The 15,778-nt window shown below is 52.6% G+C and carries 3 protein-coding genes; 2 read left to right on the forward strand and 1 reads right to left on the reverse strand.

Features of this window, described 5'->3' with window-relative positions:
• Positions 1-13: 13 nt before the first annotated feature.
• Positions 14-355 (reverse strand): DDRRRQL repeat protein YjdP, encoded by a 342-nt coding sequence (gene yjdP / locus LVQ77_RS14165; protein WP_232904723.1) that lies wholly within the window; start codon positions 353-355, stop codon positions 14-16.
• Positions 356-780: 425 nt separating this feature from the next.
• Between yjdP and LVQ77_RS14170 the strand changes: the two genes are divergently transcribed.
• Positions 781-2,559 (forward strand): sodium:solute symporter family protein, encoded by a 1,779-nt coding sequence (locus tag LVQ77_RS14170; protein WP_232904724.1) that lies wholly within the window; start codon positions 781-783, stop codon positions 2,557-2,559.
• Positions 2,560-3,036: 477 nt separating this feature from the next.
• Positions 3,037-15,765, forward strand: coding sequence for a cadherin-like domain-containing protein (locus tag LVQ77_RS14175; RefSeq protein WP_232904725.1), 12,729 nt, complete (start codon positions 3,037-3,039; stop codon positions 15,763-15,765).
• Positions 15,766-15,778 lie beyond the last annotated feature (13 nt).

Raw genomic sequence — 15,778 nt, forward strand, 5'->3', positions numbered from 1 at the left:
CGATTTTCAAAATTTACCGAAAATCATCATCCAAACGGCGTTCGTCCTCTTCAAGCTGGCGGCGCTGTTGATCCAACTGACGTTGCTGGTCGTCAAGCTGGCGTCGGCGATCTTCGAGTTGACGGTGACGGTCTTCATACTGGCGGCGATCGTCATCATTTCGACGCTGGCTTTCGTCCCAACGGCGGTCGTCGCTGTCATCACTACGGCTGTCATTCGGTTTGTAGGCATCGTTAATCGCCTGCGAAATAGACCCCACAATGGAGTTATCGAACAGGCCATCCAACGCATCGGCGTGGGCAATGGTTGTCATGGTCAGGGTGCCGAGCAGTAGCACGGTGGAGTATCGATTCATAAGCCCATCTCATGAAAATAGAATTTAGGAACGATAAAAAAAATGCCAGACCCCTGACAGCAGAGAATTCCCAATTTTCGCCTTAATTATATTTATAAGTAATATTTACCTTTAACCCAACCCAGATTTTTCATGCCTTATTTTGGTGCAAAAAAAATCAAAAAAAATAACCACGCCTCACCCTGAGTAATGATTCGAAAATCTCGAGCAATGCGGTTTAACTTAGCCAAAAATCAGCAATTTAGATTGGAATCACACAGTTTAGAAAAAACAATCGCTCGGAAATACCTCACTTTCACAGCCACAAAAAATTCAAAAACATGATCGCCATCGGTTATTTTAAATAAATAATGAAACGTTATTTCAACTTATATGGATAGCGTGTTTTAATCTTTCCAATTCAAACTAACTCATAGGGAACTACAATGTCTTACGATTACATTGTAATAGCGGGTTATTTCTTATTAATGGTAGCTATTAGCCTACTGTTCAAAAAAATGGCCAATAACAGTACCAGCGACTACTTCCGCGGAGGCGGCAAGATGTTGTGGTGGATGGTTGGGGCAACCGCGTTTATGACGCAGTTTTCTGCCTGGACGTTCACCGGTGCGGCTGGCAAAGCCTTTACCGATGGTTTCGCAGTTCTTGCCGTGTTTGTCGGCAACATGTTTGCTTATCTTCTGGCGTGGGCATACTTCGCTCGCCGCTTCCGTCAAATGCGTGTGGACACCCCAACTGAAGCGGTACGTCGCCGTTTTGGCCCAGTCAACGAGCAGTTCTTTACCTGGGTCATTATCCCACTAAGCGTGATTAACGCAGGCGTGTGGTTAAACGGTCTTGGCGTGTTCGCATCCGCCGTCTTTAACGCTGATATCATCACCACTATCTGGATTACCGGCCTTGCAGTTCTGGCTATTTCCATGCTGAGTGGCGCATGGGGTGTGGTAGCGTCCGACTTTATTCAAACGCTGGTTATTGCAGTTATTTCAGTCGCTTGTGCAGTGGTTGCCCTATGGGCAGTCGGTGGCCCGGCGAACATCGTGACTGAGTTCCCATCCGGCTTCTTTACTGGCCCGGATATGAACTACCCGCTGTTGATGGTTGGCACCTTCCTGTTCTTTGTGGTGAAACAGCTGCAAAGTATTAATAACATGCAGGAATCCTACCGCTTCCTGAATGCTAAAGACTCCAAAAATGCCAGCAAAGCTGCTCTCATGGCGCTGCTGATGATGCTGATTGGCGCGGTAATTTGGTTCATTCCACCATGGGCAACTGCGATTTTGTACCCGAATGCCGGGGCGCAATATCCTGAGCTGGGCGCTAAAGCACGTGATGCGGTTTACCTGGTGTTTGCTCGTGAAGCCATGCCGCTGGGTACTGTAGGGCTGCTGATGGCGGGTCTGTTCGCGGCAACCATGTCTTCCATGGATTCTGCATTAAACCGTAACTCCGGTATCTTCGTACGTAGCTTCTACGCAACGATTGTGCGTAAAGGTAAAGCAACAGATAAAGAGCAACTGCGTGCGGGTCAAGTTGCCTGCCTGGTTAACGGCTTGCTGGTTATCTTCATGGCGCAGTTCTTTAACTCTCTCAAGCACCTCAGCCTGTTCGACCTGATGATGCAAGTAGCAACACTGCTGCAATCACCGATTCTGGTTCCATTGTTCTTCGGCATGTTGATTCGCAAAACCCCTTCCTGGGCTCCATGGGCAACCGTCATATTCGGCCTGGGCGTATCCTGGATGGTGGTTGATGTGTTCACGCCGCAGTATGTCATGTCCTGGTTTGGCGTTGAGAAACTGACGGGTCGCGAAGTTAGTGAACTGAAAACAATCATTCCAATCGTTGCGCACCTGGTGCTGACCGGTGGCTTCTTCTGCCTGAGCGCGCTGTTCTATAAGCCGCAAGCAGATACAAATGTCGAAGCGACTAATGCGTTCTTTAAAGATGTCGAAACCGAGTGTGTTGAAGACGACGCGCAGGACATCGTTGACCGCATGCAGCGTAACAAGCTGGGCGACCTGACTATCTACATGGCGATTGGCTTGTCGGCGATGATGCTGATTCCAAATCCAATGTGGGGCCGCTTGTTGTTCCTGGCCTGTGCCGCAGCGGTGTTTACTGTCGGGTATGCGTTAAAACGCAGTGCGAAGATCGATAAAGCAGCTGTGGTTCTCAAGCCAGCAATGCAAAATAATCGATAAAACTATCCACTAAACTCAAAAGCCACCGAATTTCGGTGGCTTTTTTATTTCCCGAACAACTCGAATTGTTAACATAGTTTCGTAACCAACTATTTCTTTTATAATAGTCCACATAAGCAATGCGAAAGAATTGTTCGTTATTTAACCCAACCCCATTTCATCAATTAAGCCAGTCGATTAAAAAAGACCGAACCCTATCATTGATTAAGAAGCATCTCAGCCACGAAAATTTAAAGAAAATAATAACCGAACGGTTATTTATTACCTTACCTTGCAATAATTCAGCCATTTCTGCTGCCATTATTTTTTCGGCACCTCCGCGCACACTTCTACAAAAAACCCGCAAAGAGCACTAAGAATAATCTCAGATACATTCGTAAATATTATGTAATAAGGTGATCTAATACATTCATACTATGTAAATCAGATGTATCATTACCGTTAATGCTACCGAAGCCGCTAACAGAGTGATGCGCTATGTCCAGACAAAGAAACGACAATCCTACCCGTCCACGCCATCATCGTTTCGCCCTGGAACCACGGCAGTTGTTCGATGGCGCAGCCGTCACTGAGGCTGCTCATCATGCGGATAATCCGCTTGATACCCAGCACCACGAAAACGCACCTGACGCCTCCAAAGCGGTCTTTGTCCCACCAGCATCGGTACCTGCACCCGCATCAATAACGGCACCGGCTCCTGCAGATGCGACTGCACCACATGAAGTTTATGTCGTCGATAGTCACGTCCAGAATTGGCAATCGCTGGTCAGCCAATTGCCTGAAGGCAGCCGCGTGCTGGTGCTGGACTCTCAGCACTCCGGGCTTGAGCAGATTAATGAAGCGCTAAAGAACGATAAAAATATCACTGCGATTCATATCATCAGCCATGGTGCCAGCGACGAGATAACACTCGGTAGCGACAAACTTAATGACAAAACGATTGCTCAATATCAGCAGCAATTAGAAACCCTTGGCGAAAAACTCACCACAGATGGCGATATCTTGCTGTATGGCTGTAACGTCACGGCAAAAGACACCATCCTGATTACCCGTATGGCGGACTACACCCATGCGGATATTGCGGCTTCAAATGATGAAACGGGTAGCGCGACAAAAGCGGCTGACTGGACACTTGAATCCCGTACTGGCGTTATCGAAACACGTTCGCTGGAGTTGGCTTACGATGGCGTACTGCAAGCCCCTGAACTCACTACCACGAAACCGGACATGGTGGTTTCTGAGCCAAGCTCACTGCGCCCTGGTGCCGAAACCGGCAGCTTTAGTGGCATAACGATTAATGCCAGTGATGAAAATGTTGCGATCAGCGTGACGTTGACCAACGATGCTGTAGGCAATTTGGTTAATGGTGCTCAATCAGGGAAGACACTGGAGTTCGTTGGCTCAGTTGCAAATGCGCAAGCCTGGTTAAACTCACTTAAATTTACTGCAAGTGATACTGAGCTTGGCAAACAGTCAGCTTCCACGGATGTGCAGTTTTACATCTTAAGCCTGTCCGGTAACGACAGCCTCGTCACACATATTACGGTAACCCCTTCCAACGATCCGGTGACGATTGTAGACAGCACCTTAACTGTGCCTGAACGTGGTACGGGCACCGTGATTACGGAAACCACGCTAGCGGCTATCGATCCTGATGTGCAGATTGGTGCGCAAAGTGCATCGCAAATTGTCTACAGCGTAACGGCAATACCGCAATACGGTTACCTGACGCTCAATGGCACGCGTCTGGGCGTCGGCTCGGTATTTACTCAGCAGGATGTGCGCGATAACAAGCTGGTGTATGTCCACACCGCAACGGGTACTGCGCAAAATACCGCTGATAGTTTTTCTGCCAAAGTGAACGACGGTGCCACGCCAATTAACCTTTCCGATACAGTCACTGTCACCCTTCAGATTGCGCCAGAAAACCAACTGCCAACCATATCCGGTGGCGGCATTGTCTTTGAAGGCCAGCCTGCAAACGCGGTGAATACCGGGAATGTTGGGCAATATATCGTTGCTGGCAGCGGTGGCGATACACAGGACGCCGTACTGACCTTAACCATTACTTCACTGCCAGAGTTCGGCACTCTTTATTTTAAGGGTTCACCAGTAGTTCTGAATCAGCAGATTAGCTATGCCGAACGTGATCAATTGACCTATGAAAACGACGGTGCAGAAGGCAATACGCAGGACAATTTTGGCGTACGTGTTACTGACCAGGGTGGCGGCACAGGAATTCCTGCCAGCAGCGATGCAGTGATTGCACTGACGATTCAACCGGTTGATGACGACCCGTACCTCAATCCAGATTCGACATTGCATGCGCAAGTCACAACAGGCCCGAATAACGTGGTGCTGCAACCAGAAATGCTGGCAGCACTCGATAGCGACTCGTCGGCAGATCGCGTGAGTTTTATCGTTGATACTCGAGGGTTAACACACGGTTATCTGACCTTGAATGGTCTGCTGATGAAAAGCGGCGACACCTTTACGATGGAAGATGTCGCCGAAGGTCGGGTTGTTTATACGCAATACATTGCTTCCCGTACCGGCGGGATAGACGTGTTTAATTTCCGGGTCATCGACCACTCCACTGCATTGCGCTGGAACCCCGATGGTACAACGTTCACGCGCCAGGGCGGGATATGGGATGGCGAGACGGCTAACGACCAGCTTACCCATATGCAATTCACCATCGACCTGGCTACCACTGATAACCCCAACAACCCTGACCCTGGTGGCCTGCCGATATTAAATGTCCCGGCAGAGACTACAAACTCAGGGTATATCGGCACCGATGTGCAAAACCCTGGCAACCCGTCGCATGGCGTGCTGAACGAGGGCGGGACATTAACGCTGTCCGGTACCGGGAAAATCACCGAAAACACGCCTGGCATGAGTTATGTCGTGCAGGGCGCGACGCCTGAGCAAATCGTTTACACCTTCCTCGGCAGCGCCAGCGGGCAAACTGGCCTGACTATCCTGAAAAGTGATGGTCAGGGTGGTTATCGAGTTATCAACGCGTTCGGCACGTTTACGCAGGCCGATTTGAATAAGGGGTTAATCAGCGTTCGCCACGACGGCGGCGAAAACTTCATGTTCGACGGCAGTTTCTCGGTTTCGGCAGGCCAGGTGACACTAGATTCACGAGGCAACCCGGTTGCGGTGACCTGGAACCCGACGCTGGTCGTGTTCGTCACCCCGATTAACGATGCCCCGGTGATTTCAGGTTCTTCAAACACCGTTTTAGCGGAAGGTGAAACAACCGTTATTACCAGCTCGCAGCTACAGTTGAGCGACCCGGATGATGTAAACAGTGGCTCATCGTGGGAAGGGTCGGCTTTGCGACCTGATGGCACAAGCAATAACTACGCTTACAACAACGATGTCAGCGGAGCAGGCGCACTCAAATTTGGCTTCCTGACGCTGCCTGCTGGCGGTGCGCTGCAATATTATAATGGCACCAGTTGGGTCACCATCACCAACGCGGATATCGGCACATTGCAGCTAGATGCCAGCATTTTGAAAGGCGATGGCACCAGCGGCCTGCGTTTTGTCAGCAACGGTTCTGAAGTCCGTAGCACCAGCTTTACCACGTATGCAGTGGATCGCTGGGGTTTGCAGTCGACTAACAACGCCACCGTGGGCATTACCATCACCAACGTCAACGATGGCCCGAAAATCCCGCAGACGCCTGACACCCCAGATATCGTGGTACCTCCAGATTCGCCAAACCTTGTGGGTGGCGTTGAAGGCCGGCCTCCGGCTAACAACCCGGCGACCGTGGTTGAAGGCGGCTATGTTCAAATCAATAGTTCGCAGCTTCAAGCTTATGACCCGGACAGCACCGCCGAGCAGGTGCAATATACCGTCACCACAACGCCAACTCATGGCCGCCTCGCGTACTCAACCGATGGTGTTAACTTTAGCGTCCTGGGCAACGGTTCAACGTTCACGCAGGCTGATATTAACAACGGTCGAATCTATTATCTGAATAACGGTGATGAAATCACCGGCAATGGTCAGAACGCCGATGGCTTTAATTTCACGCTTTCAGATGGTGATAAAGAGCAGGCCAATAACCACTTCGCCATTAATATTACGCCGACGAACGACAAGCCCACCGTCACCGCACCTTCCGGTCCTATTGATATCGGTCTTTCGCATGCGGTGAATGGTTTTACTATTGCCGACCCGGATATTACTGGCACGAACAGCTCGGTGAACATCCTCCAGACCACCGTGCGTTTGCTGCACAGTGATGGCAGCGCTTTCACTCAGGCCGAATATAACGGCATCAGGCTTTCCGCTAATGCCGCAAGCGGCGCAACGATCACCGGTGGAACGAACGGTTATCTGGTTCTGACAGGCACCGTCGCGCAAATCAACAGCGCGCTTGGCGGCTTAACCGTGCTGTTCCCGAACGACCGCAATGCCATCTACCAGGTACAAGTGATTGCCGATGACCGCTTGCGTACCGCAGATGGTCAACTAACCGGGCAAGCGAACGGCGGCCCAGTTAACCAACCGGCTAACCCGGCATTTGGCACATCACCAGGCATTGTCGATAGCCAAAATTACAACTGGTATGCGGATGGGGTTCCGGCAGCAAACGGCAATATCACTGCCAACCAGGTGGTAATTTTCGCCTCGGAAGTCAACGATCCAGGCCACCTGGTTGTCGGTAATCCCAATAAATCCACCTATGAAGATCAACCGACGTTTATCGGCGGTGATTTTGTCATTACTGATGTTGAGTCCACGGCCTTTGGCAAACCGGTAACCGTGACGTTAACCGTCCCACAAGGGCAACTGGGGATTGGCGGCTTAACTGATGACAGCAGCACGGTTATAAACGGTGTGACGATTAAGGGCGATAACTCTGGCCGACTTATTCTTACCGGCACCGCCAACGCTATTCAGGCATTGCTTAATGACTCGGTAAATGGGCTCACTTATCAAAGTGCTGCTAATGCTAACCACGACCAAAATGGTGCGGCAGCAGGCGATGTGACGCTCAATGTGCATCTGGATACGTCAACGGCGACCGTCGGCGACACCTCGGGCGTACCGCCTGCCGATGTGCAAATCGCAATAACCATTATCCCGGTGAATGACCCGCCGACCATCACCGCGCCGTCGGGCAGCGTCTTGCTCGACAACAACGCACCAGGTGGCAACAGCGTGGGCGGTTTTGTGATTGGTGACCCGGATATCACCGACGCAGGCGGCATTGCGGCGGGTGAAAACGATATTGTTCAGGTCACGGTGCGAATCACCGACGCGAACGGCAACCCATTGTCGGTTTCGCAGTATCGCGACCAGCAAAACTCTGCCATCACAATTTCTTCGCTCAATACCACGACCGGTGTGTTTGTGCAGAACGCCAGCCAGGATGGTGTTAACCCACCATCCAACGGGCAAAACGCACCGTTGGTGATTACCGGAACCCTCGCGCAAATCAACGCTTACCTCGCGCAATTGCAGGTCAGTATGCGCGGTGTAATCCTTGATGATGCAGACCAGTATTTCCGCGTCGAAGTGATTGTTGACGACCGGGTGCGTAGTGCGAACGGTAACCTGATTGGCGGTGCCAACGGGGGTAATAACGTTGCCGCAAATGGTGTAGGAACCACACTTCCTCCAAACACGGTTATCAGCCCTTACGCGGCGATTCCTGGCGGGCTTGAGCAAAACGTCGCATCAACTTACCGCGTCGTATTCCAGAGTAGTATCAACGACCCGGCGCAAATCACACTGGGAGGCAACCCGGCGCTGACGACTAATGAAAACAGCGCCACCGTCACGCTACCGCCGATTACCATCAGTGATTCGGATGCGGGCAGCGAGACCATGACGGTGACCGTGAAATTGCCCAATGGCTTTGTTTTTGTTACACCAACCGGCAGCGGCGGCACTGTTACGGGTGCTGGTACCGATACACTGACCTTTACCGGCTCTTATGCCCAGGTAAATACGTACCTGGCGGGTCTGAGAGTTACGCTGCCCGATGCACCAGGCAGTGCAAACCGCTCTGACTGGAACGGGAATTTCGGCGTGACCGTCACGGTCAACGATGGCGGCAACTCCGGCTCACGCCCTGACACGCTACCCGGCAGCGCGACCAACCCGCAACAAGACCCAGGACAAGTTTCTTACGAGGATGGTGTGGGCGGCACTTCATCGGCGCTCATTACCACGCGCGTATTCACCTTTACGGTCAATCCGGTTAACGACGCACCAGTGGTTGTCGGTACGCCATCGGTAACCATCCCGACTCTTGAAGAAGATACCCTCAGCGGTTCAGTTGGGGGCAAAACTGTAGGTTCACTGTTTACAGGTTTCTTTAATGACTCTCGTGACACCATTGATAACAGCGCGAATGGTGGAAATGGTGGCAGTAGCGCCGATTCGTTTTATGGCGTAGCCATCACTAACCACACCACCAATGCCGCACAAGGCGAATGGCAATATTCTCTTGATGGCACTACCTGGCTGGCGGTCGGTAACCGCAGTGACGCAAATGCGCTGATACTCACCGCCAACTCATCGCTGCGCTTTGTCCCGGCTCCAGACTATTTTGGTACTCCGTCAACGCTTGGCGTGCGCCTGGTCGAAACTAACAATAATGGCGATGTTTCCACTACGCCTGCGGTTCCGGCCAATGGTGCGGTGACCAATATCAGCGGCGCTGGTGGGCACGGCGGTACGTCAATTTACAGTGAAGCCCTCGTCACGCTTAGCACTATGGTCAGCAACATTAATGACCGACCAACGCTTGGCGATAAAACAGTTTCCATCGCTGAAGATACCAACGGTGCGCAAACCATCGGGAATATATTCCAGTCGGTTTATGGTGATGCCACCGATAACCAGACTGCAATTGCAGGCGGCGGCAACGCCAGCGGCCCACTGGGTTATATCGCGATTTATGGCGATACCACCGATGCCAGTAAGGGCCACTGGGAATACTTCAATGGCACAACGTGGGCTGCAATCCCATCTGATGTCACTGCAAACAATGCATTTGTACTGGCAAGCGACACGCAGATGCGATTTGTTCCCCTGCCAGATTACAACGGGCCTGTGACCGGGGGCTTGCAGTTACGCGCCTCAGATACCACTGACACAGCGTTAGCGGGTGTGTCTAACGGGCGGGTGAATTTCTTCGACTTCGCCAAAGACAACGACCCAACTTCGCACTGGTCGAATACCGCCACGCTTTCGGTCAACATCACGGCGGTAGCTGATGCTCGTGATGACACCTTCTCCACCCACTCCAACGTGCCGTTGGTGATGCCGGGAAGCGATCTGCTGCTAAACGATACATTCGGTAATACGGATAAAGTCGTTACGCAAGTCACTCAGCCGACAAACGGCACCCTGTCGTCTGTTAATGGCGTACTGACCTACACGCCGAACCCTGGTTTTGTGGGAACCGACAGTTATATCTATACCGTCGTAAGTGGTGGTGTGGAGGAAACCGCGAAGGTGACTATTAACGTCACCAACCTTGCGCCAGTTGTGGGCAACGAAATCCAGACCATTGATGAAGACACCCCTGCTACAGGCAACGTCTTAACCAACGACCGCGATCCCGATGGCGACGCGCTCACGGTGAAAACCTTCACTATTGATGGGATAACGTACGATGCGGGTGACACCGCAACACTTGCTAATAACCATGGCACGCTGACCATGAATGCCGACGGAACTTACACCTACAAGCCTGGCGGAGACTGGCATGGTGATATCGTCGTAAGCTATGTGGTTACCGATGGTAATAGCAATGGCAATACCACCGGGCAGTTGGGTGTGCATGTGGCCTCGGTTGATGACGCCCGCGATAATATCGAAATCGAACATACCGGTACCGTTATCACCACCGATGTGATGGCAAACGACACGTTCGTCAACCCGGACAAAACCGTCACAAGCTTTACCCAGCCTGAAAACGGTGTGGTGACTCTGGGGGAAGACAATAAGCTGATTTACACCCCGAACCCCGGTTTTATTGGTAGTGACAAATACACCTACACCGTGACCAGCGGCGGCATAGAAGAAGTTGCAAACGTGTTTATCTTTATGACTAACACGCCGCCAACCGCCAGCAACCAGTTTGCTGTGACAGACGAAGATACACCGGTTAGCGGAGATGTCTTGCGTTTGATTATTGACCCGGACGGTGACCCGCTGCATGTCGTCGACTTCCAGATTGAAGGCTCGCCTACGAACCATCCGGCAGGTGCAACAGTGACGATTGACGGCAGTGGGACTTTCGTTCTCAATGCCAACGGCAGCTATACCTTTACGCCTGTTAAAGACTGGAACGGTATCGTCCCGACCATCACGTTTAACGTTTCCGATAACACCGGTGGCTCACCAACACAAAGCTCGCTGGATATCACCGTTCGGCCAATCGATGATATCGCCAACGATTCTGTCTCCACCCATGCGGGCAAACCGATAACCATCGATCCGTTTATCAATGACCTCTTTAGTAACCCTGACAAAAAAATAACTGGCGTCACTGCGCCTGCGCACGGCACGGTAACCATCAGCGCCGACGGCAAAACGGTGCTCTACACGCCAAACGCCGGTTATGTCGGTAACGATGTATTTAATTACACCGTGACCAGTGGCGGCATTGAAGAAACCGCTGCGATTACCGTCACCATGAATAATTTCGTGCCTACATTACGCAGCACGGCAGACCGCACACTCGAAGACACCCGACTGGATGGCAATCTGCTCACCACGGCAAGAGATGGCGATGGCGACACCATCAGGGTGACGGATTTCACGGTTGACGGCACGACGTATACGGTAGGAATCCCGGCAGTTCCGGTAGTGATTGCAGGCAAAGGGACGCTGACCATCAATAGTAACGGAACTTACAGCTTTGAACCGGTGGCAGACTGGAATGGCATAGTGCCACCGATCTCCTTCACCATCAGCGATGGCAACAATGGAGGCCAGGCGACCAGTACTCTGGTGATTCAAGTGCGGTCAGTGGTGGATATTGCCCCAGATACCGCGACGACTCACGCGGATAACTTTGTCGCCATTAACGTGCTGGGTAACGACACCTTCAGCAACGATACGCAAATCGTCACCGCTATTCGCGACAACACCACGCTTGGGCAAGTGTTTGTGCTGTCTGATAACACGATTCGCTACTCCCCACCGCCAGGATTTGTGGGCAGAGATACATTTACGTATACCGTTACCAGCGGCGGCATTACCGAAACCAGCACCGTAACGGTCATCGTCACCAACGCCGCACCAGTCACCACTGATATGAACCTGTCTATGGATGAAGATGGCGCGCAGATTAGCGGCAGGCTGACGGTTTCCGACCCGGACTCCGACGTGGTGCGCGTGACCTCGTTCCAGGTAGATGGCATGAACGGTGTGTTCGCAATTAACCGATTCGGAACTGGCACCGCCGTGATTCCGGGTGTCGGCACCTTTACGCTCTCTTATGATCGCAGTTATACCTTCACACCTATCGCTGACTGGAATGGCAACGTCCCGCAGATAACCTACGTAGTAACCGACGACAACGGCGACACCCAGGTTTCCGGCAAGGTGAATATTATCGTGAACCCTGTCGTGGATATCGCTGATGACAACATCTCGCTTCAGGCGGGAACGTCTTCTTCGGACAATCTGCTCACTAACGACAGTTTCGAGAATAGCGATAAAGTTATTACTGAGGTCACTCAGGGAACCCACGGCACCGTCACCATCGGCAGCAATGGCATTGTGACCTACACGCCACAGCCTGATTATGTCGGAACAGATTCCTACACCTACACCGTCACCAGCGGCGGCAGAACGGAGATCGCTACCGTAAACGTGACGGTAACGAACACCGTGCCAGTAGCGGCACCCGACGCGCAGACCAATGTGGAAGACACTACGCTTGTCGGGAACGTGTTAAGCAACGATACCGACAGTAACGCCACCGACACGCTTAGCGTCACAAGCTTTACCTTACCGGGTGAAACGGTGCCGCATTTGGCCGGAGAAACTGTCACCATTACCGGAATCGGCGCGCTAACACTGAATGCTGACGGCAGCTATAAATTTGTACCGGTAGCTGACTGGAACGGGGCAGTGCCCGTGGTGACCTACAACATCAGCGACGGTCATATCGGCGGCACCGCCAGTAGCACGCTGACCCTTGTGTTGACTGAAGTTGCGGACATTGTTGACGATTCAAGCTCCACCCATGCTGGCGTGCCCGTCACCATCGACGTTCTGGCTAACGATAATTTCGAAAATGGCGGCAAACAGATTACGGCCACCAGCAACGGCGCATTTGGCACCACCACCATCGTTAACGGCAAGGTGGTTTACACCCCTGTTGCTGGGTATGTTGGCCGCGACAGCTTTACCTATACCGTAACAAGCGGTGGCATAAACGAAACAGCTACCGTAACCGTGGATATGACCAACACGCCACCTGTGGCGAACCCGGACACCAGCACCACGCCTGAAGACAGCACCGCCTCCGGCAATGTGCTGGCCAACGACACCGATGCGGATGATGCAGATAAAAATGCCCTCACCGTGACCGGATTTACCGTCAACGGCACACTGTATACACCAGGCACTGCGCTCACTCTCACCGGGATGGGTGTATTGACCATGCAGGCCGATGGCCGCTGGAATTTCGTGCCGGTTGCAGACTGGAACGGCACCTTACCGGTGGTGACTTACCAAATCAGCGACGGCAATACTGGCGGGGTTTCCAGCGCCTTGTTAAGCATTACCATCGCGCCAGTACAGGACGCCTTTAACGATAAAGTCTCCGTCCACGGCAACAGCTCGGTGACTACCGATGTGTTCGCCAACGACACCTTCACCAACGGCGATAAAATTATCCAGACCGTGACTCAAGGCAGCCACGGTACGGTGACTATCGAAAACGGCAAAATCACCTACAAGCCAAACGTGGGTTATGTCGGAACAGACAGCTACACCTACACGGTGCTGAGCGGTGGAATTCAGGAAACCGCCACGGTCAGCGTCACCGTGGAAAACACCCTGCCGATTACACGGCCAGATGTTAATGTCACGCCGGAAGATAATGTCGTCACCGGTAATGTACTGCTGAACGATTCCGATCCTGACGGTGATCCGCTGACCATCACGCAATTCAATGTCGATGGGCAGACCGCTCCGGCAGGGTATCCGGTGATTATCGCAGGCGTGGGTGAGTTCACGTTGCGCGCCGATGGCAGCTACACGCTGACCCCGGTCGCAGACTGGAACGGCAGAGTGCCGACTATCACCTACACGGTTAACGATGCGCTGATCGGCGGGAACGCCACCAGCACGCTGAATATTATTGTTTCACCAGTGGTCGATATTAACGCCGATAGTGCCACCACCCATGCGGGCAACTCGGTAACGACCGATGTGCTGGCTAACGATAGCTTCAGCAATCCGGATGCCACTATCACCGCGGTCACCAACGGGACAAATGGCACTGCCACGTTGCAAAATGGCCAGATTATCTACACCCCACGCAGCGGTTTTGTCGGCACAGATACTTACACCTACACCGTGACCAGCGGCGGAGTCACAGAAACCTCAACCGTGACTGTTTTTGTCACCAACGACGCGCCAGTGGTTAACCCGGAAGGGGTTATCACTCCACAAGGTGAGCCTATCTCTGGGAATGTGTTAACCAACGATCGCGACCCGAACGGCGACCCAATTTATCTTTCTGGTTTCCAGGTTGGCGGCAACAGTTACAGCGCGGGCGAAACGGCCGTGCTGGCGGGCGTTGGTAGCCTGACGGTTCTGCGAGATGGTAGCTATCGCTTTACTCCACTTGCCAGCTGGCGCGGCTTCGTGCCTCCGGTGACTTACACGGTGAGCGATGGCAACGAAGGCGGCGAAACCAATGGTAGGTTGCGCATTCTGGTTGCACCGTCGGTGGAAATTTCGGTGCATGAAGATGGCCTGACACCGCTTGATCCTGGTGCTCAGGAGGTTAACGGTACGCTAGATATTCTGTCGCTCGACAAGCTGCAAACGCTGACCTTCCAGGGGCGCGTCATCACCGCAGAACAGCTTTTGCGCCTGAACCCTCTGTCGCCAATTACTATCGAAACCGTGACGGGCACCATCAAGCTACTGGCTTACTACAGCAGTGCAGACGGTGTTGCGCGGCTCGATTACAACTTCACCTTGCGTGAAGCGGTGTCGCAACCGGGGCTTGTCAGTACACACAACGACTACGCAGTCCAGGTGAACGGCACCACCATCGGGCAACTACGCATTACCGTCTTCAACGACAACCCGAGCGCCACCGATGACAGCGCGGAAATCTTACAGGACCAGAACCAGAATTCGGCCAGCGGTAACCTGTTTAACGATGACCGCATAGGTGCAGATGGCGCGGCGAGCAATGGCCCTGTCACGGGCGTCGTGTCAGAAAACACCGGTAATGCAGGCACCATTGGCGGCTCAAGCGGCGGCCAATACGGCACGCTCACCCTCGATAGCCAGGGCAACTGGCGCTATGAAGTGAACAGTAGCGACCCTCGTGTGGCGGCACTTGAAGCGAACGCAACACTCACTGAGGTGTTTGTTTACACCATCACCGACAGCGATGGCGGTGTCAGCGAAGCACGTCTCACCATTTTGATTCACGGCGTCACGGCGATGCCAAACGTCGACGAGCGTAATGGCGACCAGATTTTTGGCCGTGAGGAAGAAGAAACACTGCCCGCCTACAGCCAAAGTTACGAGCCGGGCTTGTTTATTCTGCCGCTCGTCTATGATTTACAAAGTGATGCAGTTGGTCTGCAAACCCGGCTTAACAGCCAGTTTGCGGCCTATGGTTATGGGATAGAGCATGCGAATGCACCCGTTATGCAGCAGGCAGTACTGTTCTCCCGCTGGTACAGCGACACGCGTGAGCAGCGCACTTTACCTGGCTTAGAAAATAACGCCCTTGGGCAAAATTCGCTTGGGAACTCATTTGGCCCGTTTGGTATTGGACAAGCAGATGAGCGTAGCTCATTTGCTCAAACGTCGGTCACGCAGGAAGCGACGCAGGTTGAACAACCGACCGTTATCGCATCGGGAGCACAACCTTTATCCATGCAGCTTGCTGCGTTGGAAAAACAAACTTTGGCGTCTGGAAAGCACATTACAGTCCCGACAATCACTCGCCGGTAACTGCCTGTTTAAG

The organism is Buttiauxella cochleicola (assembly GCF_021282435.1).
Lineage (GTDB): Bacteria > Pseudomonadota > Gammaproteobacteria > Enterobacterales > Enterobacteriaceae > Buttiauxella > Buttiauxella massiliensis.